General features: G+C 33.1%; 17 protein-coding genes and 1 pseudogene. 6 read left to right on the forward strand and 12 right to left on the reverse strand.

Annotation, left to right across the window (positions count from 1 at the left end):
• The first annotated feature begins 161 nt into the window (after positions 1-161).
• On the forward strand, positions 162-608 hold the full coding sequence (locus R6X41_RS12710) for a hypothetical protein (RefSeq protein ID WP_318500718.1): 447 nt from the start codon (positions 162-164) through the stop codon (positions 606-608).
• Positions 609-665: 57 nt separating this feature from the next.
• Here the strand turns inward: R6X41_RS12710 and R6X41_RS12715 are convergent, their stop codons facing one another.
• Positions 666-890 (reverse strand): hypothetical protein, encoded by a 225-nt coding sequence (locus R6X41_RS12715; RefSeq protein WP_318500719.1) that lies wholly within the window; start codon positions 888-890, stop codon positions 666-668.
• 228 nt (positions 891-1,118) lie between these two features.
• Here R6X41_RS12715 and R6X41_RS12720 point away from each other — a divergent pair, with 228 nt between their 5' ends.
• The 5 genes from R6X41_RS12720 to R6X41_RS12740 all read left to right on the forward strand — a co-directional run bounded on the left by R6X41_RS12720 (position 1,119) and on the right by R6X41_RS12740 (position 4,852).
• The gene (locus R6X41_RS12720) at positions 1,119-1,349 is read left to right on the forward strand and encodes a hypothetical protein (protein ID WP_318500720.1); all 231 of its coding nucleotides are present in this window, start codon (positions 1,119-1,121) and stop codon (positions 1,347-1,349) included.
• Between the two features lie 258 nt (positions 1,350-1,607).
• Positions 1,608-2,174 (forward strand): REP-associated tyrosine transposase, encoded by a 567-nt coding sequence (locus tag R6X41_RS12725; RefSeq protein WP_318500721.1) that lies wholly within the window; start codon positions 1,608-1,610, stop codon positions 2,172-2,174.
• 393 nt (positions 2,175-2,567) lie between these two features.
• A complete protein-coding gene (locus tag R6X41_RS12730; protein WP_318500722.1) occupies positions 2,568-3,032 on the forward strand; it encodes a hypothetical protein in 465 nt (154 codons plus the stop codon).
• A 185-nt stretch (positions 3,033-3,217) separates the two neighbouring features.
• Positions 3,218-3,751: a hypothetical protein gene (locus R6X41_RS12735; RefSeq protein WP_318500723.1), complete on the forward strand. Its 534-nt coding sequence runs from the start codon at positions 3,218-3,220 to the stop codon at positions 3,749-3,751.
• A gap of 534 nt (positions 3,752-4,285) precedes the next feature.
• Positions 4,286-4,852, forward strand: a complete 567-nt coding sequence (locus tag R6X41_RS12740; RefSeq protein ID WP_318500724.1) for an REP-associated tyrosine transposase — start codon at positions 4,286-4,288, stop codon at positions 4,850-4,852.
• Positions 4,853-5,345: 493 nt separating this feature from the next.
• Here the strand turns inward: R6X41_RS12740 and R6X41_RS12745 are convergent, their stop codons facing one another.
• From R6X41_RS12745 to R6X41_RS12795, 11 genes and pseudogenes are all read right to left on the reverse strand, one after another.
• On the reverse strand, positions 5,346-7,238 hold the full coding sequence (locus R6X41_RS12745) for a sulfatase (protein WP_318500725.1): 1,893 nt from the start codon (positions 7,236-7,238) through the stop codon (positions 5,346-5,348).
• 11 nt (positions 7,239-7,249) lie between these two features.
• Positions 7,250-9,868 carry a T9SS type A sorting domain-containing protein gene (locus R6X41_RS12750; protein ID WP_318500726.1) on the reverse strand — a complete coding sequence of 873 codons (2,619 nt, stop codon included), beginning with the start codon at positions 9,866-9,868 and terminating at the stop codon, positions 7,250-7,252.
• Between the two features lie 445 nt (positions 9,869-10,313).
• On the reverse strand, positions 10,314-14,510 hold the full coding sequence (locus R6X41_RS12755; RefSeq protein WP_318500727.1) for a hybrid sensor histidine kinase/response regulator transcription factor: 4,197 nt from the start codon (positions 14,508-14,510) through the stop codon (positions 10,314-10,316).
• A 527-nt stretch (positions 14,511-15,037) separates the two neighbouring features.
• Positions 15,038-17,035, reverse strand: a complete 1,998-nt coding sequence (locus tag R6X41_RS12760; protein ID WP_318500728.1) for a protein-disulfide reductase DsbD family protein — start codon at positions 17,033-17,035, stop codon at positions 15,038-15,040.
• A gap of 37 nt (positions 17,036-17,072) precedes the next feature.
• Positions 17,073-17,834 (reverse strand): formylglycine-generating enzyme family protein, encoded by a 762-nt coding sequence (locus tag R6X41_RS12765; protein ID WP_318500729.1) that lies wholly within the window; start codon positions 17,832-17,834, stop codon positions 17,073-17,075.
• Positions 17,835-17,918: 84 nt separating this feature from the next.
• Positions 17,919-18,461: a DUF1097 domain-containing protein gene (locus R6X41_RS12770; RefSeq protein WP_318500730.1), complete on the reverse strand. Its 543-nt coding sequence runs from the start codon at positions 18,459-18,461 to the stop codon at positions 17,919-17,921.
• A 51-nt stretch (positions 18,462-18,512) separates the two neighbouring features.
• Positions 18,513-19,739 (reverse strand): Tm-1-like ATP-binding domain-containing protein, encoded by a 1,227-nt coding sequence (locus tag R6X41_RS12775; protein WP_318500731.1) that lies wholly within the window; start codon positions 19,737-19,739, stop codon positions 18,513-18,515.
• Between the two features lie 62 nt (positions 19,740-19,801).
• On the reverse strand, positions 19,802-20,638 hold the full coding sequence (locus R6X41_RS12780; protein WP_318500732.1) for a phosphoenolpyruvate hydrolase family protein: 837 nt from the start codon (positions 20,636-20,638) through the stop codon (positions 19,802-19,804).
• 53 nt (positions 20,639-20,691) lie between these two features.
• The gene (locus R6X41_RS12785) at positions 20,692-20,868 is read right to left on the reverse strand and encodes a hypothetical protein (RefSeq protein ID WP_318500733.1); all 177 of its coding nucleotides are present in this window, start codon (positions 20,866-20,868) and stop codon (positions 20,692-20,694) included.
• Positions 20,869-20,906: 38 nt separating this feature from the next.
• Positions 20,907-22,547, reverse strand: coding sequence for a sulfatase family protein (locus R6X41_RS12790; protein WP_318500734.1), 1,641 nt, complete (start codon positions 22,545-22,547; stop codon positions 20,907-20,909).
• A 592-nt stretch (positions 22,548-23,139) separates the two neighbouring features.
• Positions 23,140-24,036, reverse strand: a pseudogene (locus R6X41_RS12795) (IS982 family transposase).
• Positions 24,037-24,241 lie beyond the last annotated feature (205 nt).

The following is a 24,241-nucleotide window of genomic DNA, read 5'->3' on the forward strand; positions in this document are numbered from 1 at the left end:
TATCTAATTTTGAAATTATTTGAGAAAACAATGTTATATTTATCATCGGAGAAAGGGTTTTTGTGGTGCACCACAAAGGTAACTTTGCGGAACAAAATTTCCTTTCTCTTTTTTTAAACGTTTTGGACGCTATTGGTCCAGAATAATTAAAAGTTTATATTATGAGAAGTAATTTTTTGAAATTTATAGGATTAGTAGTGTTTGTTTCATATTCTTTATTTGCTGCACAAACATTAGAAGTTAAAAAGACTGACAAAAACTATGAAGTCGTTAATGATGTTTTTTCAGGCACATGGAATTGGGAGAACAATAATGATACATCTAGTTTTGATTTAATTTTAGAACAAAATAGTAATGTAGTTCAAGGAAGTCAATGTGCTATTGCTCAATCAGGAAGAAAAATAGATTGCTCTGAAGAAGGAGATTATTCTATTGTTGGGACAATAAATAATGATGTTGCCACTGTTAGTTATAAGACTTCGTATTCATCGACAGAAGGTTCTGCTGAGTTGAAAATATTGCCAAACGGAAATCTAGAGTGGAAAATAATAAATAAAGCTTCAGGTCAAAGTTTTTTACCTAGTACAGCTATCTTGATAAAGAACTAGAATAAAAAAAATAAAGATTGTTAAACACCGAAACTATTAAGTTTCGGTGTTTTTGTTTTACAGTGTTTCTAATTTAGTAGACTTAATCATTGCATCTAATGCAAATAGTATGTGTACTTGTTTATCTTGAAAAAAGGATAAAATATCTTTAAAACGTTTTAACATCTCAGGGTTTTTAAAAAGATTAGCTTCTTCGTTTTCTCCTAATAAATACCCCCCGCTACCGCACGAATCCTTTCGTGTGGTTTCTTGGATTATATATATGGATCCTATGTCTGGCACTTTTCAAGAAGCCTCTCCTTCAAGTTTTCCAAAAAATTATGTTGTAACTATAAAAGATTGTAAATAATGAAAAATTTAATTTTAATATACACACTTGCTGCTCTAAGTTTTGGATGTGCGGCACAATCAAACGTACCTTCAAACGCAAAAGATATTCTTATTTCAAAAAGTTGGAGATTGGATAGAGCCGAAAATCACAAATAACCAATTCAATTTACAAACACTAAAATGACAACATACTCAGAAGATGTTATAATAGGCGAAGATGACTATTATTTCTACAATGATTTAAGTCATTGTTCTGCTAATACGTTTGTACAAAGTAATGTTGGAAGTTTAAGTACTGGAAAGTATATTGTAACAAAGGACTTTTGTTTAGAATTAATAAATGTTTCCAATACTAAATTAGAGTTTAAAAATTTAATGTTAGGAGGTAGTATGTCAGCTACTCCAGAATGATTCATCATCATTCTGTTGCCAGCTTTATATTTTACTCGCTCTTCGAAGTTTGTAACTTCGCATTAGATTTAGGCTGTATTAACAGTTAGGAAGGCACTGGAGATTGCAATGATATTTCAATTAGCACATATCCCCCCCGCTACCGCACGAATCCTTTCGTGTGGTTTCTTAAAGCCAAACTGCATATTTGTAAAATTTTAAAACATACTTATTCTGAACATGAATTTTTTATATTTACAATAAACCAATAATCTAGCCATGAGCAGAAATTATAAATTCCATAATCCTGAGGGTTTGTATTTTATTAGTTTTGCTGTTGTGGGTTGGTTGGACGTATTTACAAGAAATGAATACAAAGATTTGTTTTTAGAGAGTTTAGAGTATTGTCAGAAAAACAAAGGCTTAGAAATCCATGCTTGGTGTATTATGACAAGTCATGTCCATTTGGTTTTTAGAAGTATAAACAATCAAAAACCAGAATTACTGATTGGTGATTTAAAACGGTTTACGAGTAATTCAATTGTGAAAAGCATACAAGAAAATTCAAGAGAAAGCCGAAAAGAATTTTTATTGGATTTTTTCAAAAAAGAGGCAGACAAAAGTTCCAATGTAAAGCATTACCAATTTTGGAGACATGATAATAAACCAATAGAACTATGGAGCAATAAGGTTATTCAACAAAAAATAGATTATGTACACAATAATCCTGTAGAAGAAGGATTGGTTTACAGACCCGAGGACTATGTTTATAGTAGTGCCAGTGATTATGCAGATCAAAAAGGACTGATTGATGATGTTGTTGTTTTTAGGATGTTTGAAGGTTGATTTAGAGTACCACACGAAGGAATTCGTGCGGTAGCGGGGGGGACAGCTTAGTCAGGATGATAAAGATTTCACACAAGGAGATTTCTCTGGTATAGAGCATTATTATTATTTAAGTGGTAATAGCATAAATGAATATAACCAAAATGAGGTTATTAATACAGAAACAAAAAATTGTAAAAATAATCCTGAATCAACTAATAATTGCTAATAATCATGTTACATAAAAATTTAACTAAGCATTTTTTTTCAAAAATAGCAGTCTTACTACTTATTATAGTATCTATAGGCTGTAAACAAAAGATTAAAGAGAAACCCATAAATCATAATCAAATACCGATATCCCCTTGTAAGGAAATTGAGCTTATTGGCAAAGATCCCATGAAACGAAAAATAATGAAAGAAACCATTAATTTTTTTTTAAGTACCCATTGTTTTATAAATAACAGAGGTATAGTAAGGCTTCATATTTCAGCAGATCGTGAATCAAATGAGGTATGGACCATGTATTCAGATATAGAAGATTGGCATTTAAGAAGGTCCGATGTAACTCCATTATTTGAAGACTTTGATGGTGATATAGTTCTAATATTCGGTATTAATCACGAGGCTGAAAACAAAAAAAGAACTGAAGAAGAAAGACAAAGGATGAGAACATGTATCGATCAGGTTATTGGCAATAGGGTGTATCAAAGGCCAACCCGAGAGGATCGATGGTCATCAGAAATAACAATAGCAGGGCCTACAGGAGACACTTTACGTATAGGTCAAAGTCGATCAAGTACAGGCACCTCATGTAAACGAAGAGTTGTGTTTTATGATGATGGAACTTATAAGGCTTCTACTACTGGTTTCTATTGATCAATAATAGAACCATATGAAATCTAAAAGCATAAAAACTTTTAAGTTATGGTCAAATTTATGGTACTAAAAACTTTGATAATGTTGTTGTTGTTGTTGTTAACTTTAACTCTATTTACAGACTGCAAGCAAAAAGACATACAAGAAACAACCCCCATTAATCTTAATAAATTTCCCATATTACCATGAAAGAGTTGAAAATTATAGGTAAAGATTCAGTTAAACGGAAAGTAATGAAGGAGGCAATACGCTTTTTTTTAAGTACTCATTGCTTTATCAATAATCGCGGTATAGTAAATCTGTATATTTCAATAAACAATCAAGGGAATGAGGAATGGAAGATGTATACAGCAATAGAAAATGATCATATGATAGCAGGTATACCAAGCCCTTATTTTGAAGATTTTGGTGGAGATATAGTATTGGTTTATGATGAATCTTATCAAAAAATAAGAAATAATATGTATAATAAATTGGAAGAGGGAGATGAAGAAATTCAAGATCAAATTCAAATTATACGAGAATGTATAGATCAGTTTTTAGGGAACAGAGTTTATGAAAGACCAACTCGTGAAGATCGATGGTCAAAAATGATAATTACACCTACAGATACTATAATAGAAGGGCAAAATCGATCATATACAGGTACCTCATGTAAACGAAGAGTTGTATTTTATGATGATGGCACTTATGAGGCTTTTACTACTGGTTTTCCTTAATAAAAGAAAAGGATCATAATAAATCCCGCTGTTCCCTAGTATGGCTACCGCTAATTTGTAATTAGTGGCGGTTTGAGTGTAAGAAAAAACAAAACCCCGCTCTTCGAAGTTTGTAACTTCTAAATAGATTTAAGCTGTATTAACTGTTGGGAAGACTCAGGAGATTGCACAGATATTTTTAGTATTGCATATCCCTGTAGTTACGGTGATTTATATTACCCTTATGAAGAAACAGACGATTGTGGTGAATGTGATACAGATGGTAGTGGATGTTATGACCCTTGCCCGAGTGGCGATTATTGTGAATGTTACGGGATTGGGTGCGATGATATTTCTGTTGGAGGAGGAAATCAGGCTAGCGGAAATCCATATGTTGCGCAAGTAAATGACAAATTTGCTAAACCAAATATTCCCCGCTACCGCACGAATCCCTTCGTGTGGTTTCTTAAAGCTAAACTGCATATTTGTAAAATTTCAAAACATACTTATTCTGAACATGAATTTTTATATTTACAGTAAACCAATAATCTAGCCATGAGCAGAAATTATAAATTCCATAATCCTGAGGGTTTGTATTTTATTAGTTTTGCTGTTGTGGGTTGGTTGGACGTATTTACAAGAAATGAATACAAAAATTTGTTTTTAGAGAGTTTAGAGTATTGTCAGAAAAACAAAGGCTTAGAAATCCATGCTTGGTGTATTATGACAAGTCATGTCCATTTGGTTTTTAGAAGTATAAACAATCAAAAACCAGAATTACTGATTGGTGATTTAAAACGGTTTACGAGTAATTCAATTGTGAAAAGCATACAAGAAAACTCAAGAGAAAGCCGAAAAGAATTTTTATTGGATTTTTTCAAAAAAGAGGCAGACAAAAGTTCTAATGTAAAGCATTACCAATTTTGGAGACATGATAATAAACCAATAGAACTATGGAGCAATAAGGTTATTCAACAAAAAATAGATTATGTACACAATAATCCTGTAGAAGAAGGATTGGTTTACAGACCCGAGGACTATGTTTATAGTAGTGCCAGTGATTATGCAGATCAAAAAGGACTGATTGATGATGTTGTTGTTTTTAGGATGTTTGAAGGTTGATTTAGAGTACCACACGAAGGGATTCGTGGTAGCCGGGGTAGCGGGGGAATCTTTTTTATAGAAATTAAAAGTATTAAACTCTGTAGGTATTGATCATTATTACTATCTAAAGAACAATCAAATTAATGAATACGATGCAAGAATACCACACGAAGGGATTCGTGCGGTAGCGGGGGGATGTTTGAAGGTTGATTAAGAATACTACACGAAGGGATTCGTGCGGTAGCCGGGGAATCTTTTTTATAGAAATTAAAAGCATTAAACTCTGTAGGTATTGATCATTATTACTATCTAAAGAACAATCCAAGAATACCACACGAAGGGATTCGTGCGGTAGCGGGAGGAGGAAATTTAAAATTAATAAATCTCAGGTTAAAATTTAACCTGAGATTTTTAAAACTTACACAGTTTATGAGATAATACCTCTAAAAAGAAAATCGTCTAAAAACTACTTTTTAGACGACCTTTTATTTTATGTAGCATCCCAATTATTTCAATTTTTCAAGGCATCAGTAAAATATTTCTTTTGTCCTCTTTTTTGTTCGCCCATCTTAGGATAACTCACTAAATAATTATTTTCATCAATAAGATTAATAACATAATGCGTTGTGCCTTTTGGCAACGTAGCATTTACTTCACCTACATTAACTTCTGCTGGTGTTTGATACCATTCTTCGTAACGATCTCCGCCATTTAGTGTATATATCAAATTTGCATTCACTACTTTAGCTCCGTTTTCTTTAAACACTACGGTTACTTCACTACCTTTCTTTTTGTCTGAAATAACAGTAGGTATATTTTCTTTAAAAGGCAAACCTCTACTAAAACCAGGATTGTAATATGGATAACTAGCCTTCATTTCTGTAAGCATTTCTGTAAGCTTGTTATTTAGTTCTTGAGTTTTTTCAGGAAGTTGTTTTACCAAATTTTTAGATTCTTCAATATCAGAACGCACCATTTTATTTCCTTCAGAATTGTAAAGTCTGTAAAGTTCCAAAGGTTCGGTATTGGGGTTATTTATGTAATCATAATTTCTAATTAATTTGTAATCCCCTACTCTAATAGTACTTTCTAACGCATTTCCATGAGGAAAATGCCACATCATTGTTGTTCTAGTCTCTCCGTTTTTATTTTTTACCAGATTAGGGTTGGTTGGATCTTTTAACAATAGATCAGAAATATTAGACCCATCAAATGATTTGTCTTTTGGCTTTTCTGAGCCTGTGAGTGATAAAATTGTTGGATAAAAATCAAGTCCGTTAACTACTACATCAGACTGAACGCCTTTTTCAATTCCTGGCCCTGCAATTATTAATGGAACTCTTGTACCTCCTTCCATGGCAGAAATTTTCCCTCTATCTAATGGATAATTATCGGTTATAATTTCCCCTGGATGCTGCTCCATACCACCATTATCTGACGTAAAAATAACATAAGTGTTTTCTGCTAATTTATGCCCTGGCCATCTAGGGTCGTCTGTAGTTTCTAAGTAGTTAAAAATTTGCCCCACATAATAATCCAACATTTCTACCATGGCAGCGTAATATGGGTTTTGCTGACCTTCCAATTCCCAATGACCTGGGTCTAACGGAAAATCTATACCTAATTTTTTACAATATTTCTCTAACAGCGCTTTACTTCTGGTATGTATAGGCGCATGAACCAACCAAGTGGCATAATACATAAAAAACGGCTTTTGTTTATTCTCTTTTAAAAAATTAAGGGCATCCTCATTATTTTGATGGAATGGAAATCCATTCTCATCTAATCGGTAAGGATCAGAAGCTTTATTGGTTGCGAAATCTGAAAGTCTATTTGGTTTCTGACCATCTGTAACGCCTCTATCTGATCGTGTAAAATCAAAACCTTGGTCTTCAGGCTGTGGAAATGCCTTATGATTAATTGCCATATGCCATTTCCCCACATGTCCTGTAGTATAACCATTGTCTTGCATAGCACGAGCTAAAGTCATTTCATTTTCGGGCATTCTACCGCTATACCACGGATCCATCATTCTAAACTTCTCTTTTGTATAAGGTACTGGTGGATGGCCACCTACAACATGCGTTTTTTGTGCTCGTGCAGGATGATTACCACTCATAATTGCACATCTACTAGGAGCACAAGTTGGTGCAGGCGAATAGGCTTGCCAAAACATGACCCCTTTTTTTGAAAACGCATCAATATTTGGGGTTTCGTAAGGAGACGGTTCATCAATATCGTAGCATTTAACATCTTGCCACCCTAAATCATCTGTAAGAATTAATACGACATTAGGTTTAGGCCTAACTGTATCTAATACCTCGCTAGACAACAAACTCTTAGACTCACCTCCTTTACAAGAAAATGTAATTACTGATAATATTAATATTTTAATTATTTTCATTTTGTTATTAATTATTTTTTCACAAAACGTATTGCTTTCTTTTGTCCGTTTTCTAGAGTCACATCTAAAAAATAAAGCCCATTAGAGTAGTTAAAAACATTAATCTCGTTAACATTTTTATAGGAATTAACTACTTGACCAAACACATTATAAACGTTAACATTTTCAGCTTTTAAATTAAATTTTAATAAACCATCTGTAGGATTTGGATAAATATTAAATTTTGAGATTGAGTTCGAATCTATACTTAAACTTTGTGATTCAGGTCCTTGAAAAGCATCAAAATAATAGACACTTCCATTTGCACTTGCACTAGTATCTGGTGAAACAAAGAAGAGATATAATTCATTATAACTATCAGCCTTAAATGTTATGTTAGACATATCAAAAGTATAATCTACCCATTTATCAAACTCTGTTACTGTGACTATTTGTGACAATTGTGTTGACGTATCGTTGTCTTGCTTTAAAATTATTCTTAAATTATTATTTGCGGCAACAGCGTTCGTAGCCGTATAGACTCTTATTTTAAATATGGCGTTTTCGGAATTAGATAAATTTCCTGTTAAATCAAATTTTATAAATGATTGTATACTGTTTCCTCTTGTAAACTTAGATACTATAGTGCTTGGATTACCTACAACCGTAGGGGTACTAGAAGATTTTTCTAAAATGCCATTAGAAGCAACAGGACTGGTTTCTAAGGCATTAAATTCATTCGTATAATAATTATGATACCAAACATTATTTAAGTCTAATACTGGGGGCTCTGCTGGCGAATAATTATCTACTATAACATTAAATATTTGATTTACAGTATCACAACCTTGAGTATAGAAAAATGTATATGTACCTATATCAGATATTGAAATAGCTGATAATGTAATCATGCTCCCAGAATTAGTAACATTATCTGGCCCTGTCCAGCTCCAAGTTCCTGTTCCGTTACTTATGTCTCCATTATTATTTACTTGTGCTTGTAAAATAACGTCTTGTCCAGATGATACACTTATTTCGGTATTAGATGTAGCTGTTTCATTGTCTATCTGAGAAGATGGCACCAACTCTAGCGTAGAATTTACATTTACAGTAGTTTGTGTCATGATGCTAAATCCATCGGCATCAACAGAAATTTCACTAAAATAAACAGTATCTGCATAAATGTTTTGAGACGAACCATCAGGAAATGTATAACTATCCCCAGCACACGACACTGTAGCTGTTTCAAAATTTGTTATGCGCATTTTAGTATCACTAAAACCAATTAAATCAATATTTTCGGTTATACCATCGTAGGGCTTTTTAGAAAACGTATATAAATCAGAAGTTATTCTATATTCTGTATTGTTAGCATCGTTCAATCCTTTAATTAGAAATAATGGGTAACTATTTACATGGGGTTGTAACGTTAAATTTAAACCATTATTTGCTGTTGTTTCTTCAGCTGTAATAGCAACTCCATTAGTATCAAAATAATAATTCGTTTCATCTACCTCCTTTTTTGTTTTATTATCAAATCCAAAAAATGTGTTTTCTTGTAGATTTAAATTCGATATTTGACTTTGAATATCTGTAACAGAACCATCTACTATAAAATAATTTCTAATACGAATGGCATCTCCAAATTTTAAGTTTATCTCGTTTCTAATAGCGGTATGTAATGTATAATTTCTGTTAGCTGTACCTCCAACGTTTTTTATTCTTGTAGTTCCATCATCATTATTAACCATAATACCTAAACTAGAACCATTTCCATTTTCGGCATTAGTAAAAACCATGGCACCACTGGTAGTTTCTGTACCAGCAAAATAATCGTCGTGATTATAAACTTGATCCGGCAATGTGAAATTATTTTCTGCATCTGAAACATACCAATAACCATATGTACTTGTTCTTATTCCTCCCCACGGAACATTCATATGATGAATGACATCTGTACCAAAATTGTATAATAAATTATCGACTTGAATTAATCCATTTCCTAAATTTTTATACTTGGTATAATACAATATAGATGACGTAAAACCCGCTGTTAAATTATCATTTGTATGTGCGTGTTGCCCCCAGTTCACAGTAGTATATTCTTGATTGTCAGAATCATAATACTCAGCGATTTGAGGCGAATAAAAAGGTTTTTGATCTGGGATTTCTGAATCTAACAAATACACTCCTGCTTGATGAATAAAGTATTTCTGATTATTCTGTCTGTCATCTTGGGTAATATCTACGCCAACTATTTGCCAAACCTCGTCTACCCAAGGTGCTATATTTGGATTAGAATATGTTGCAGGGTTTCTCCACTGTGGTGGAATAGTTTCTCCTGCTGATGTAATAAATGAATAAATTTGCCCACCTTTTCCTATTCTTAATTCATAAGACTTATCAGCATCTGTTGGGTGGTTATAAGTCATTAGGTTTTGAAAAACAACAGATTCGTCCTGAGTAAGAGACCATGAAGATCCTGATGGTGAATATGTATTTGTAAAACTCATAGGAGTCCCTTCTTGTTGGAAAACACCAGAAGTAGGAAACACATTACAGAACTTTTCATTTAAAGATTGAGAAAATGTATTTATTGAGAACAAAGAAGCTATTAGTATTATTACGCAATTAAGGGTATTTTTTTTCATAGATGTTTTCTTGTTATTACTATTACAACTATGCAAATAACTTATTTTAAGGAAATAACTACATGCTCTAATCTGCTTTTGTCTTGCTCAAAACCATCAATACATATTATTAACCTGAGTTAGACCTAAGATTTAATTTACAGAATCCAAAGGAAACGTGAGATTTGAAGCATAAAATTTAAAAGAATTTCGAGATATTTTAAGAGTTTTATTCCAAAAGATTACGTTTCCTTTAGATTTCTATAAGATTTGATAAATTTTATCCAATTCTTGCAGGATTTTCTCAAACTAACCAACTAGTCTTTCAAAAATCCGCTTCGAATTGAATAAAAATGCATCTAAACTGAAAACAAATATTATGTCGAACTCAGATTATTTATTAACAAAAATACCTCAACGGATAATTGGACTGTGATGCATATAATTTCTCAAATCTTTTTCTTATTTAAGGCATATTTTTTTTCAAAAACTCTGATGGACTAGATCCATGTAATTTTTTAAACGATGTAGAGAAATAAGAGTTTGATTCTATACCAATTTGATACATGACCTCTGCCACATTAAAACCTTCATTATTTTGTAAAAGTTCCGCAGCGCGTTGCAATCTAAAATTTCTCAAATACACATTTGGCACTTGTCCCGTAAGTTGTTTTAAACGTCTATAAAAGTGTGAGGTGCTTAAACCTATTTCGGCAGACAACTCTTCTACACCAAAAGTAGAATCGGATAAATTCTTTTCTATGGCTTGAACAATATTTTCTAAAAAAACTTCATCTTTTTTTGATAATTCAAGTTTTATATCAGCCTTTGGTAAGGCACTATTTTTAGAAAAATATTGTCTTATTTTTTTACTATTTTGAATTAGTCTAACAATTCGTAACTCTAAATGCTTTATAGAAAATGGTTTACTCAAATACTCTTCTGCTCCAAACTCAAGACCTTTAATAATATCTTCATCGGCACCTAGTGCTGTTAATAATAAAACAGGTATATGACACATCTCTGGAGTAGATTTTATTTTCTCACAAAGCTGATAGCCATCCATTTCAGGCATCATCACATCGCTTACAATTAAATCAGGTTCCTTTATTTTAATTTTATCGAGAGCTTCAATACCATTGTTAGCTATAGTTACATTATAATTTGGTGATAATTCTTGATATAAGAAACTCTGAACATCCACTTCATTCTCAACAACTAAAATAGAGAATTCTTTTTGATTTCCCTGTTTCAAAGTGTTATCATCATCTTCATTTATAGTGTTTGATAAAGGTATCCAATCCTGAATAAAAGATTTCTCTGCTCCTTGAACATTATCTATTTCACACATCTCCTCATAAATTGAAGGTATCTTAACGGTAAACCGTGTCTCTACTCCTGGAGTACTTGTAGCATAAATTTCTCCCTCAAACAAACCGACAAGTGATTTACAAAATGAGAGACCAATACCACCTCCACTTACATCACCTTCTTCATTTCCTAGTTGATAAAAGCGCTCAAAAATATTATCTAAACTTTCAGGTGGTATTCCTTTACCATTATCGATAACATGAATTTTAATCCAATTTTTATCACTAGACCTCACTATACCTGCTTCTATACTTATTGTACCTTGCGGAGGTGTGTTCTTAAATGAATTAGAAAGTAAATTGAATAAGATACGCTCGAACTTTTCTATATCAATAACTATATTTTCATTAGGGTCGTTAACTTTATAAAAAAAATTGACATTTCTTTCTAAAGCATAGTTTTCAAAAGCCTCAGTAGTTGGGTATATAAAGTCGCCTAAAGTTAAGCGAGTTAAATTTAGTTTAACATGGCCTTGTTCTGCTTGCCTGAAGGTAATTAGTTGATCTGCTAAGCTCAGAAGTCTTTTGGTGTTTTTTTGAACAATAGATAAGTATTTTGTGTTTCTTGAATCGGTATTATTAGCTATAATACGCTCTAAAGGCCCTGCAATTAATGTTAAAGGAGTTCTGAATTCATGAGATAAATTAGTGAAATAGCGAAACTTCCCTTGATTAATAGTTTCCAGACGTTCTTTATCTTTTTTCTCATATATAAGTCCCTGTTTTAACCGTTCAAGCTGGACAAAATAGATAACAATGCCAATGCCTAAAGCAATAGCTAGTATAAAAAAGAATAAATAACTCCACCAAGTATTGTACCATCGGGGCAAAATTTCAATATTTAAGGTTCTATCGGAAACACTCCAAATAGCATCTCCATTGGCTGCTTTTACTCTAAAGATATATTTACCTGCCGAAAGATTGGTATAGGTAACTGTTGCCTTTCCTTCATCTAGTTCAATCCAATCTTCATTAAACCCTTCTAACTTATATGCCAACTTGTTTTTTGAAGGTACAGAGGTATGTTTAACTGCTAAATTAAAAGATATGATTCTTTCCTTTTTACTGATCGCTAAATTATCAGTTTCTGAGATTGATTTTTCAAGTAATACATTGCCATCAATTTCCTCCCCTATATTAACCAATTGATTGTCTATAAATAAGGCTGATATCAAAATCTCTGGAGCCTGAGTGTTTTCTTTAATTTTTTGAGGATCAAAAACGGTTAATCCATTTAATCCTCCAAAATAAAAATACCCTGAACGTCCTTTAAAATAAGCATTCTGTCTAAAATTATTTTGAGGCAAGCCGTCCCTAACATCATAAACGTTTACCCCATTATTGGAAGTGTTAAACTTAGCCAACCCCATATCTGTACTAAGCCAAAGGTGATCCTCACCATCTTGTAAAATACCATAAATGGCATCATCTGGAAGCACATCATTTTTTCTAAAATACTCTATTGATAAGGGGTTACCATGGCTATCTAATGTCATTTTATTCAATCCCCCACCAAAGGTTCCTATCCATATATTATTATGCTCTTTATATAGTGAAAACACCTCAATATTACTTAATCTTATATCTTCGGCTTCATCATTAGTATACGTTTTATTAATTACAATTTGGTTCACATTAAAGCTTCCATGAGCGAGTCCTTTAGAAGTAGCGAACCACAAACTGCTAGCCCCATCAACTAATACATTATGAACTCTTTGATAACCCATGTTTATAAATGAAGAAGCATCTATATCGGCAGAGTTTTCATCTTCAATTTTTTTCCATGGGTTTGATAAAACGGCAATAAGGTTGCCTGCTAGTAGGATATTATTTTCATCAATTTGAATAATATCTCTAATGGACTGTATTTTTATAGGTGTCCCTTCATTTCTTAATACTAATTTCTTAAATTGGTTAGTCTTTGGGTTATAAACCATTAGAGTATCATCTCCTCCAAACCACAAAAAACCATGTTTATCTTCGTAAATACATCTAATAGTTCCCTGTACATCAAGAGGTATCTTATTTTTTAAATCCTCAAATTTTAGCTTACTAATTGTTTCTTCATTTACGACATTTATACTCCTTATTAAAGATTCATTATAACCTGACACCCAAAGCCTACCCTTTTTATCTTCAAAAATTGTGGTTATTAAATTATCTAATATAGAATCTGGATCAAAAGGATTATTAGTATAATTTATAAAAGGTTTTTGAGACAGGTCTAGTTTGTTTATGCCACCCTGGGCGGTTCCTATCCAAAGAACATTAAAGTCATCTTGATATAGAGCTTTAATAAAGTTACTACTTAAGCCTAGCTTATTTTTAGGGTCATTATCAAAATGTTCTAATAAATCTTGCTCTTGATCATATTTATACAACCCTTCGTTTGTTGTACCTACCCAAATAATTCCTGAGTGATCTTGAAAAATAGTATTAACAGATAACTTTGAACTTAATGACTTTAAATTGTTTGATGTACTAAAATCATTAAGTATATGAGCAGTATCACCATCAATTGTGACTTTAAACACCCCCTTTTTAGTACCTATCCAAAATAGATCATTTAAATTCAAAATAGCTGTAATCGACTTTCCTTTAAAACTTTCAAAATCCATTATGGATTCTATTTTTGGAGTACGCTTTAGAGAATTCTTAACAATTGCTATTTTTTTCAAACCATTCACTGCTGCAACAATAAGCGTATTTTCGTCTTTAAAACTAAAATTGAGAATTTCAAGATTTTTAATCTTAGACCCCAAGATATTTTCTGAAACTTTAAAAATGCCATTATCTACATCTTCAAGCTCACAGGTATGCAATTCATTGCCTCCTGAAAACCAAATACTTCCATTAGGCGCTGCTGCAATATGATTAATCGAAAACTTCCTAGGTAAAGGCACGGAATAAAATCTTTCTAACCATGGAATGTATACATTAAGACCAAGACTAGTTCCTATCCATAAAACCCCATTTTCATCATTATAAAACGAAGTAATAAAGTTACTTGCAATATTTCCGTCACCTTTTGATTGTGTTGTATACGTTTTAAATTCGTAACCATCATAGCGTATTAAACCATTGGGTGTGCCGTACCAAAGAAAACCATACAAATCTTGTCCAATAACATTAATAGTATTTTGGTTAAATCCTTCTTTATTTGAAATTCTTTCAAAGTTTTGAGCATATGTCAAGTTTATTACGCTTAACAAGAATAATGTTATTATATTTATTTTATTCAAAAATTTCATAAATAAAAATGTTGATTTTATTGCGGTTCTAAAACTAATCAATTATTCTAAAAAAAGCATTAGACTCCCTTTGTTCAAACAGAAAATTTTCTAATTTATTAACCATTTTATACGACCACAATAAAACGGCACATGCTCATGTGTTTCGGCGGGTTATAATTCTAAGGTTCTTTTAGCCATTAGTAAGCTTCTTACTTTAAAATAATCGCTAAGTACTTTTAAACACACTTCATATATGCGCCCTAAAAATTGTATCGATGATTTTACCTGTAGCTTTTCTGGCGTTAAAAACACAAACAATTATTCTTTAATTAATGTTACTTTGATTTCACTTTACTAAAACGAATTCATGGTAATAATTCATGTACCTGTAGATGATAAAACATTTTTTTTCCTTTTCGTTTTCTAATATAGCGTTTATATTTTTCCACTCATAACATTTGACTACCTGTGTTTAACATTCCATAAGTTATAGAGGCTATTTTTCTAGAGAATTCTCAACTCCATTATTGGATTAATAAGGGCTTTCAAAATCATTTAAAAGCATATGTTTTATCATACGTTTAAAGTTATTTCTCAAAATTAACAATGCCTTCTTTTAGCCAAGTATAATATGCTTCTGCATCTGGTGTATAAGCTACAGGCTCGATTAAGTTTTCTTCATCATGATCCATCAGTACATAAAAAGGTTGTGAATTTGTTTTGTATTTAATAGTTTGAAATTCACTCCATTTTTGACCAATATACTTGAGTTTTTTACCTGGTTGTAATTTAGATTCTACAACTTCATCTGCAGCTAATTTGCGTTTATCATCTACATAAAGAGATATTAAGATAACATCATTTTTAAGTATATTAAGCACATTTGGTTTTACCCAAACATTTTGCTCCATCTTTCTACAATTTACGCAAGCATGTCCTGTAAAATCAATCATAACTGGTTTCCCTACTTTTTTTGCATAAGCCAAACCAGTATCATAGTCATTAAAGGCTAGTATATTATGTGGTGGCATTACATGTGCACCATCAGGTATTTCACTATGGCCTCCACTCTGTGTGCCCCCCGACCCTAACTTTGTATATCCAACACCATAAGGAGATTCACTATAATGCTGTGGAGGTGGGAATGCACTTATTAAATTTAAAGGCGCTCCCCAAAGTCCAGGAATCATATAAATAGTGAAGGATAATACGATTAGCCCTAAACTTAAACGTCCCACAGAAATATGTGTTATTGGCGAATCATGAGGTAATTGTATTTTTCCAAAAAGATAGAAAGCCAGTGCGCCAAAAACAGCAATCCAAACAGCTATAAACACTTCTCTTTCTAACCAATGTAGTTGTAAAACTAAATCGGCATTTGATAAAAACTTAAAAGCCAATGCTAATTCTAAAAACCCTAGAACTACTTTTACTGTATTTAACCATCCTCCAGATTTTGGTAACGAATTAAGCCATCCTGGGAATGCAGCAAACAGCGCAAAAGGCAATGCTATTGCTAAAGAAAAACCTAACATACCTATAATTGGCCCGATTTGGCTACCCCCTGCTGCGGCTTCAACTAATAAGGTTCCTACGATTGGGCCGGTACAGGAAAAAGAGACAATAGCTAGTGCCAATGCCATAAAGAAAATACCAATTAAACCGCCCCTATCAGCTTGTTTATCTACTTTATTTGCCCATGAATTAGGCAGCATAATTTCAAAAGCACCCAAAAAAGATGCTGCAAATACTAAAAGTAATATGAAGAATGCAATATTAAACCAAACGTTTGTAGATAATGCATTAAGGGCATCTGCTCCAAAAATAAAGCTTACTAATGTCCCTAGTAAAACATAGATGATGATAATAGAAATACCATAAATAATGGCATTTCTTATACCTGCTGCTTTACTTTTACTTTGTTTGGTAAAAAAGCTTACCGTCATTGGGATCATTGGAAACACACACGGTGTTAATAATGCTGCAAAACCTGATAAGAAAGCAATAATAAAAATACCCCATAAACTTTTAGACTTTTCCGTTTTTTGAGATTTTTCAAAACGGATCTCCTTTTTATTATTTTCGTCAATTGCAGATGTTTTTACTTCGTTTACTGCTTCAACACTTCCAGTTGAAATATTTGATATTTTAAATTTAAGGTCTTTATAATTTGGTGGTAAACATTTTTCATCGTCACACACCATAAATTCAACTTCACCTTCAATAATTTCTATGGTTTTTAATACTTTTATACGTTGACTAAATTCTGTTTTATTTTCGAAAAATTTAATACGCATTTTAAAAACAGGATCATCGATAACATGACCTACTGCTTCTTTAGTTTCTCCAACTAACTCATAGTTTCCTGAATCATGAAATGAAAAAGTGGTTGCTATTGGTCCACCTTCGGGAACATTTTGAGAATATAAATGCCACCCTGAATCAATGGTCGCTGTTGCAATAAGGTTGTATTCTTTATCTGATACTTTTTCAACCGATGTTGACCATTTTACGGGATCTAGGATTTGGGAATAGGTATTGAACCCTAATAAAATAATTATACCTAATATCAAATTTCTCTTCATTATGTTATGTTTAAAATAAAAAGTGTAAACTCTATTTTTAATTATCTAAAACCAATCGAATGCCCACAGTATCATGACGTTCTTCTGGAGTAACCGCTGTACGGTAAGCACTCCTGCTACGAGCTGCAGTATTGTAGTGGCCAAAACTACCACCTCGTATCGAATGTTTCTCTCCCGTTTTTGGGCCTTCAGGATTAGTTTGCGCCTCATTTGAATAAGGGGCATACCAATCGCTGCAATACTCCCATACATTACCGTGCATATCGTACAGACCAAAAGCATTGGGTGCAAAAAGACCAACTGGCATGGTTTTTCCTCTGTATTCACCCTTTGGATTATTGCCGTATGGATATTCACCATTGTAATTGGCTTGCCATGTTGTTAAGTCGTCGCCTGTATAAAATGGTGTAAGTGTCGTTGCACGGCAAGCATATTCCCATTCGGCTTCGGTAGGCAGGCGGCAGCCCATCCATTTTGCAAAATCTGAAGCATCTTGCCAGCTTACAAATATTACAGGGCGGTTGCCTCTTCCCCAATCTTTATCACCTACTTTTTCTCTACCCGTAGCTTCGCAATAAGCATCGTATTGCTTATAGGTTACCTCGTACTTACTCATTTTAAAAGCATTAACGGCTACCTGGTGTTGTGTTTCATCCATATTTCTACCAATTTCACAGGGCGGACTACCCATGATAAAAGTACCCGCAGGTATGGAGATCCATTGTACAGTAGGTTTGGTTTGAGCAGTTGTATATAAACACAAACTCATAAACATCATAATTAATACCGTTTTTTTCATTTTGTTTAGTTTTAAAAAATTCGCCTACTCTTTAAAAGGATTTTCAGCGTGCTCCTTTATTTTTTTAATTGTTTTATAATCTTATTATTTTCCTCCAAGTTGTGTTGCTATTTTGCCTCCCCATGCTTCTGAGATCCATCCTAAAGAAAGTCCTATAATTAATCCGAAGACTGTGGGTAAAATCACCGTTAAGCTAATCGTTGCGCCAAGTGCAAAAAAAGTAGAGCAACCTATGAAGGCTCCTGGTATGAAGCCCAATTGTTTGATATGCGCCTGAAAACACATGCCTGCAGCTCCTATTCCTGCGCCAACTAAAGCGCCTAGGTAATTAGAATAAGTTCCTAAAAATGTCCATATCAATACGATTAGGATACCCCAACAAACTCCAGTCAAATTAGTAACTAAACCACTTTTAAATCCAATATTTTTACCTCCAGCCGCATAGAAAGTTGCCCAACCCAGAAAACCTGCGACACCAATGCCTTTTAAATCTAGGGGTACTTTAATTCCGAGCCCTCCGTAAATAACTTCAAGTAAAATCCATGATCCTGCTAAAACACCTACGCTAATACTTACTCCAATGAGTCCTTTATTTAAACGTGATATTCCTTTTGCTTCTTCTTTCATAATTATATAGTTCTTTAGTAATTAGCTTACAATAGTTAGCTTAGTTATTCTTTATAACATGTCTAAAAAGACTTCTACCGCTTTATTTGAAAAAATAGGATCGTTTATATTGGCATCAACTTCTATAATATTGATTTCAGGTTTTAGCTTACTTTTTAGACCTTCGATAAAGGCTTTATCAGCAGCTGGATCCCAAAAGAGTTGCTGTTCATTTTTATCATCTATAGAATCAAGTATGGAATAACCTTGTAATGGGATAATGAATGCCACTTTTCCTTTTGAAGCATTTGCCTTTTCTGCAAATATTTCTCCTAGTTTTCGATTTTCATCTACTGTAGTACGCATCAAAGTTACCTGAGGATTCCATTTGTAAAAAAGGCGATCTTTATATTTAGAAGGTATCGTATCGGGGTTTCCAAAATTAACCATATCAATACAACCTGGAGCTATAAGATGTGGGATGCCTGCTTTTCCTGGAGCATCTAGTCTTTCAGAACTTGCATCAAATACGCCGCCGCATAAAGTATCTGCCCATTCTGTAGTCGTTATGTCTAATGCGCCCTGTACAACGCCTTGATCTATTAATTTCTCCATGGTTTTACCCCCAGCACCGGTTGAATGAAATACCAAAACTTCATATCCTTTTAGGTTAAGTGCTTCGCGACAGGCATCAATGCAAGGTGTGGTATTTCCAAACATGGATGCCGCGATAGTGGGTTTTGGTTCTGATTGTTTGCTTTTTTTAACCTCTAACATTCCAATCAATGCTCCAACTGCATTAGTAAAAACAGACTCACTAAGAGGATTTAAACCTGATATATCAACTAAAGAAGGAATCATGATAATATCACTTATGCCTACATAAGGAGACACGTCTCCCGAGGCAACTGTTGATACACAAATTTTAGGAATGCCATAAGGTAAAGGTTTCATACCCGAGGTAACCACATTTGTACCTGCAGTACCGCCCATGCCTATAATACCATCTATTTTTTCTTTTGCATAAAGATTTACGATGACTGTTGCCAAACCATTTGACATGACTGAAATAGCATGTCCTCTATCTTTTACCTTTCGGAGGGTTTCAATTTCGGTTCCTCCTGCTTTAGCAACCACCTCTGCTTGAATATCAACAGCAAAAAGATCTGTTGATCCCATGACACCAGTATTGATAGCTATCACCTGATAATTCTTTTCTTTTATCTGGTCTATTATAAACTTGTACTCCTCCCCTTTGGTATCAAAAGCACCAACAACAACGATTTTTTTTGACATCATGCTTCCTATTAATTATCTTAAATCTGACTTAAATTACTAGTCATGAGATTCAATAGATGCTCTTATTTTTTTAAGGTCATCGCTTTGAACTTTTTAATTTGTGCAGTAATGGCAATTTCTGTAGGAAGTCTTTCCATAGAACTGGCTCCATAGAATCCATCTATTCCTTTGACTCTTTCCAATATATATTGTGCATCATTTGGCATGGCAATTGGACCTCCATGACATAGTACTATTACTTCTGGATTGATATTTTTACAGGTATCAACAATCTCTTGAACCAACGGTACACATTCATCAAGCGATTTTGAAGTTTGCGCACCAATAGCTCCACTTGTCGTTAACCCCATGTGTGCGACAATGATGTCTGCCCCAGCTTCTGTCATTTGTATAGCGTTATCTTTATCAAACACATAAGGTGTTGTAAGCATATCTAATTCATGAGCTGCTCTAATACAATCTACTTCCAAATCATAGCCCATGCCTGTTTCTTCAAGATTGGCTCTAAAAACACCGTCTATCAACCCTACGGTTGGAAAATTTTGAATGCCCGCAAAACCTAAATTCTTAAGCTCTTTTAAAAATGAATCTCTTAACATGAAAGGGTCTGTTCCGCAAACACCAGCTAATACCGGCGTATTTTTCACTATGGGTATCACCTCATGAGCCATTTCCTTTACAATATCATTGGCATTACCATATGACAATAATCCAGCTAAAGAGCCTCTCCCTGCCATTCTAAAACGTCCTGAATTATAGATAACGATTAAATCTGACCCGCCTGCTTCTTCACACTTTGCTGAGAGTCCTGTGCCTGCTCCTGCGCCAATTATTGGCTCTCCTTTTGCTATTTTTGCTTTTAATTGTTTAATGATTTCTATTCTTGTTAATACTGCCATAGAGTTTTTATTTATGTTGGTTATTAATTTTATTTATTTACATCGCTTACTGATTAGTAATCAGCACCATTAGCACTTTTCTCTTGATACTTTTTCCAAGATTTCCAAAGTGCTGTAAATTCGTTTAATTTTTCAGGTTTTACTTCTGATAGGTTTTTCGTTTCAGTAGCTACAACTGGTAACAGTTTATTTTTATTTTCTTTACACTCTATCAGGATATAAATAACCATTGGCCTTTAAAAATTTCTTCATAACCTTTTTTTGGTTATTATTTTAATTTGTCAATGCCAAAGCCTCTCATTTGTCTTTCTTTTTTAGCCAAATCTCTTAAATGCTCTACTTCAGTTTTATCTGTTTTATCTTTCCAAGCAAGTAAAACAGGAACTCCCCAACTCTTTTCCTCTAAACTAGCCTCATCATTATTTAATTTCATTTGAGTATTCATGAGATCAGTCATTAGTTCTAATTGATCTTTAAATTGTGATTGATCTGCTAAGTTTTTTGTTTCAAAAGGGTCATTTTCCAAATCGAATAGTTGGGTCACGACCTCATCGTTCACATTATATTTAATCAATTTGTACTTATCATTTCGTACCGCTCTTTGAAAATTCTTATACGCAAAAAACATGCCTTCACGAACCTGTTCTGTAGTACCCATAAGTGCTGGTTTTAAACTTTTCCCTTCTACTGTCTGAGGAATATTAGTCTCTGTCAGATCACACAAAGTGGGGTAAATATCAAAAAGATAGGCAAAACTATTTATGACCTTTCCTTTAGGAATTCCAGGACCTTTAAATAGAAGAGGTACATTAATACTATGTTCATAAAGGTTTTGTTTACCCATGAGCCCGTGTTGACCAACAGCCAATCCGTTATCACCTGCAAAGACTATAATAGTATTTTCCGCTAGCCCTTTTTCTTCCAACTTATCTAAAACCCTACCTATTTGAGCATCCAAATGGGTAATCATGGCATAATAGGCAGCGATGTTTGCTTTTATCTCTTCTTCTGTTCGTGGGTAACCTGCAAGCCACTCATCACGTATATCTAACTCTCCATTATCAAAAGGATGAACTTTTTTGAAATTTTTTGGTAAATAAATGGAATCGGGATTATACATATCTAAATACTCTTTAGGCATTTCCCTTGGATCATGAGGTGCCTGAAATGCGATATGCATGAAAAATGGTTTTTCAGATTCATATGTATCTAAAAATGCTACTCCCGCATCTGCATAAAGTTCAGATGAATGTTTATCAGAAGGAATATTCAAGCGTTCCTCTGAATAATCTTTTCCTTCGTCAAATTCAAAAGTAGGAACTTGGTATTGCCTGTGCATACCTCCAAAAAATATTTTTGAGCCATCATCAAAACTACGGGTAAAAGCACTTACGCCATTATGCCACTTACCTATATGAAAGGTGTGATAGCCCGCATTACCCAGCGTTTTAGGTAAAGTTGTATGTGTTGAATCAATCGTGTTTCCTGTAGGATCTATATTGAATAGTGCTCTACCCGTCATGATCATAGCCCTGCTAGGGGAACACACAGCACCATTCATGGCTCCCATGAGATAGGCATTATTAAAAAAGGTTCCATTGGCAGCCAATTTATCTAGGTTTGGTGTAATAACTTGGGAATTACCAAGGCTATTAATGGTGTTTCTCGTTTGATCATCAGCTAATAAAAAAATGATGTTTGGTTTCTTTTCAGAATCATCGATTTTGGACTTCACTTCCGTTTTGTGTTTACATGAACCCAAAATGAGTATAGATAGCAATACTATATATGGATTTAACTTAATAAAGGGAATTTTTTTATTCATACTATTTTTACTTTTTGTTTTTTTATTCTTTTTGGCCTTTTCCAACAAATTTGTCAAATCATTAACTACTTCTGGGTAATCCATATAAAGGTTAATAGTTTCATTAATATCGTAATACTTGGTGTTTTAATCCCTGATTACGGATTTAAGGAAGAAGTATCACCATTACCCAAATCCTCGATAAGTATGTAAACCATATTAGGTAACTTCTTTGTAATTTCTTTTTTTCTGTACTTCGACACACCCAAGAATCATTATAGATATAGACAGAATCATCCATTTTCTCATAATTTATATGACATTTAAAAAAGTCAATTAATTTAAAAGCTCTGATCTAAACACTAAAAAAATTATTAATACTTGTTTTTGCTTATTTTTTGTTTGACTAATGCCTTCCAAATATCATTAGAAACGTTATGTTTTAGCTTGCTTAAAATGACTTATTACTTGCTTAAATCAATTAAAACAGACGCAATAACTACATTTAATACAGCACAAATGAAGTAGCGAACTTGCTCATTGAAAAACTGTTGCATCAAAAGGAATCTGATGCACGAATAATAGTTTTTTTTTAGTTAGGTAGTCGAAAAAATAATGGCTTAGCTTGATTTGGAAATTATATGCTGTTTAAACTAAATACAACATGATACAGAAATTAATAGCAACCTGAGTTCGATTAATACAGAGTAATTTGATTTGTCTTTACAGTTTTATATTTGATAGAAGGTTTCTTAGGCAGAAAGCTATATGCAATAAGGCCTGCCACGATATTAGACAGGAAATTGGTAAAGCTTCTATGTCGGGAGAGTTCTATTTGACAGATGTTTTTTAGTTCATCATTTACAGTTTCAATTATAGAGCGTTTTCTGAGTAAAATTTTATCACTCATAGTCATCAAAGCATACTTCATGTTATTCTTAATGTGGGTAATTAAATGTAATCCATCATCAAAGAGAAGTTGCATTAAATCTTTACCAACATACCCTTTGTCTGCATATAATTTACCGTAAATTTTATCTAATAAATTTATATTTTTTAAAGGCATTCTGTCATCTATATTTGCTTGAGTAATAGTGAAATTCAAGATCTCTCCTTTATCATTTATTACAATATGACGTTTAAATCCATGAAACCATCCCGTGGTAGATTTTCCAGTGATAGCAATGCCTTTGAATAGTTTATTGCTTTTTATTCGCTTTGGTTTATAAATTCTAACAGGGGTAGAATTTACAAAAGAAATACCTGTAGATTCTTCTAAGCAGCAAGTCTTTAGAAACAAGATCATCATCATCATTAAATTTTGCTGCTTTAGCTCTACAAATTTATTGTATGACACCGTATTAGGAAACTCTTACTGCATATGCTTTTAGACATAATGAATATAAAAATGCTTAAAAGTTCTAAACCCACTTAATTGAAATAAGAGAGTGATAGTAACCACTTCACTTTTAGACATTATTGAAGGTTATTTTGCAGGGTTCCCTAGAAGATGTTTTTCTACAACTAGGTCATATTCCTTTGAAAACTCATCAGCCAAACAGAAAACTTCAGTAACTTTAATGTAAATTATCATAGATAGATTTTTGAATTAATAAACTAAAATTCAACGCTTTAATTTACTAAAAACCTATCCTCTTTACTGTTAAAATACTATCTAATTATTTATCGAACTCAGGTTAGTAAGTAAGTAATTTCTATACACAGTCTTCAAAAAACCGATAAAGCAAGCCTCCTGACCAATAAAAATTATAAATAGAACTATTATATTATAACTCACC

The sequence above is a fragment of the Formosa sejongensis genome (genome assembly GCF_033447105.1).
Taxonomy (GTDB): Bacteria; Bacteroidota; Bacteroidia; order Flavobacteriales; family Flavobacteriaceae; genus Formosa.

What these genes read in the sequence shown, in the direction of transcription:
- R6X41_RS12710 (WP_318500718.1), top strand. Translation starts at nt 162, where the DNA reads ATGAGAAGTAATTTTTTGAAATTTATAGGATTAGTAGTGTTTGTTTCA.
- R6X41_RS12720 (WP_318500720.1), top strand. Translation starts at nt 1,119, where the DNA reads ATGACAACATACTCAGAAGATGTTATAATAGGCGAAGATGACTATTAT.
- R6X41_RS12725 (WP_318500721.1), top strand. Translation starts at nt 1,608, where the DNA reads ATGAGCAGAAATTATAAATTCCATAATCCTGAGGGTTTGTATTTTATT.
- R6X41_RS12730 (WP_318500722.1), top strand. Translation starts at nt 2,568, where the DNA reads ATGAAAGAAACCATTAATTTTTTTTTAAGTACCCATTGTTTTATAAAT.
- R6X41_RS12735 (WP_318500723.1), top strand. Translation starts at nt 3,218, where the DNA reads ATGAAAGAGTTGAAAATTATAGGTAAAGATTCAGTTAAACGGAAAGTA.
- R6X41_RS12740 (WP_318500724.1), top strand. Translation starts at nt 4,286, where the DNA reads ATGAGCAGAAATTATAAATTCCATAATCCTGAGGGTTTGTATTTTATT.
- R6X41_RS12745 (WP_318500725.1), bottom strand. Translation starts at nt 7,238, where the DNA reads ATGAAAATAATTAAAATATTAATATTATCAGTAATTACATTTTCTTGT.
- R6X41_RS12750 (WP_318500726.1), bottom strand. Translation starts at nt 9,868, where the DNA reads ATGAAAAAAAATACCCTTAATTGCGTAATAATACTAATAGCTTCTTTG.
- R6X41_RS12760 (WP_318500728.1), bottom strand. Translation starts at nt 17,035, where the DNA reads ATGAAGAGAAATTTGATATTAGGTATAATTATTTTATTAGGGTTCAAT.
- R6X41_RS12765 (WP_318500729.1), bottom strand. Translation starts at nt 17,834, where the DNA reads ATGAAAAAAACGGTATTAATTATGATGTTTATGAGTTTGTGTTTATAT.
- R6X41_RS12770 (WP_318500730.1), bottom strand. Translation starts at nt 18,461, where the DNA reads ATGAAAGAAGAAGCAAAAGGAATATCACGTTTAAATAAAGGACTCATT.
- R6X41_RS12775 (WP_318500731.1), bottom strand. Translation starts at nt 19,739, where the DNA reads ATGATGTCAAAAAAAATCGTTGTTGTTGGTGCTTTTGATACCAAAGGG.
- R6X41_RS12780 (WP_318500732.1), bottom strand. Translation starts at nt 20,638, where the DNA reads ATGGCAGTATTAACAAGAATAGAAATCATTAAACAATTAAAAGCAAAA.
- R6X41_RS12785 (WP_318500733.1), bottom strand. Translation starts at nt 20,868, where the DNA reads ATGGTTATTTATATCCTGATAGAGTGTAAAGAAAATAAAAATAAACTG.
- R6X41_RS12790 (WP_318500734.1), bottom strand. Translation starts at nt 22,547, where the DNA reads ATGGATTACCCAGAAGTAGTTAATGATTTGACAAATTTGTTGGAAAAG.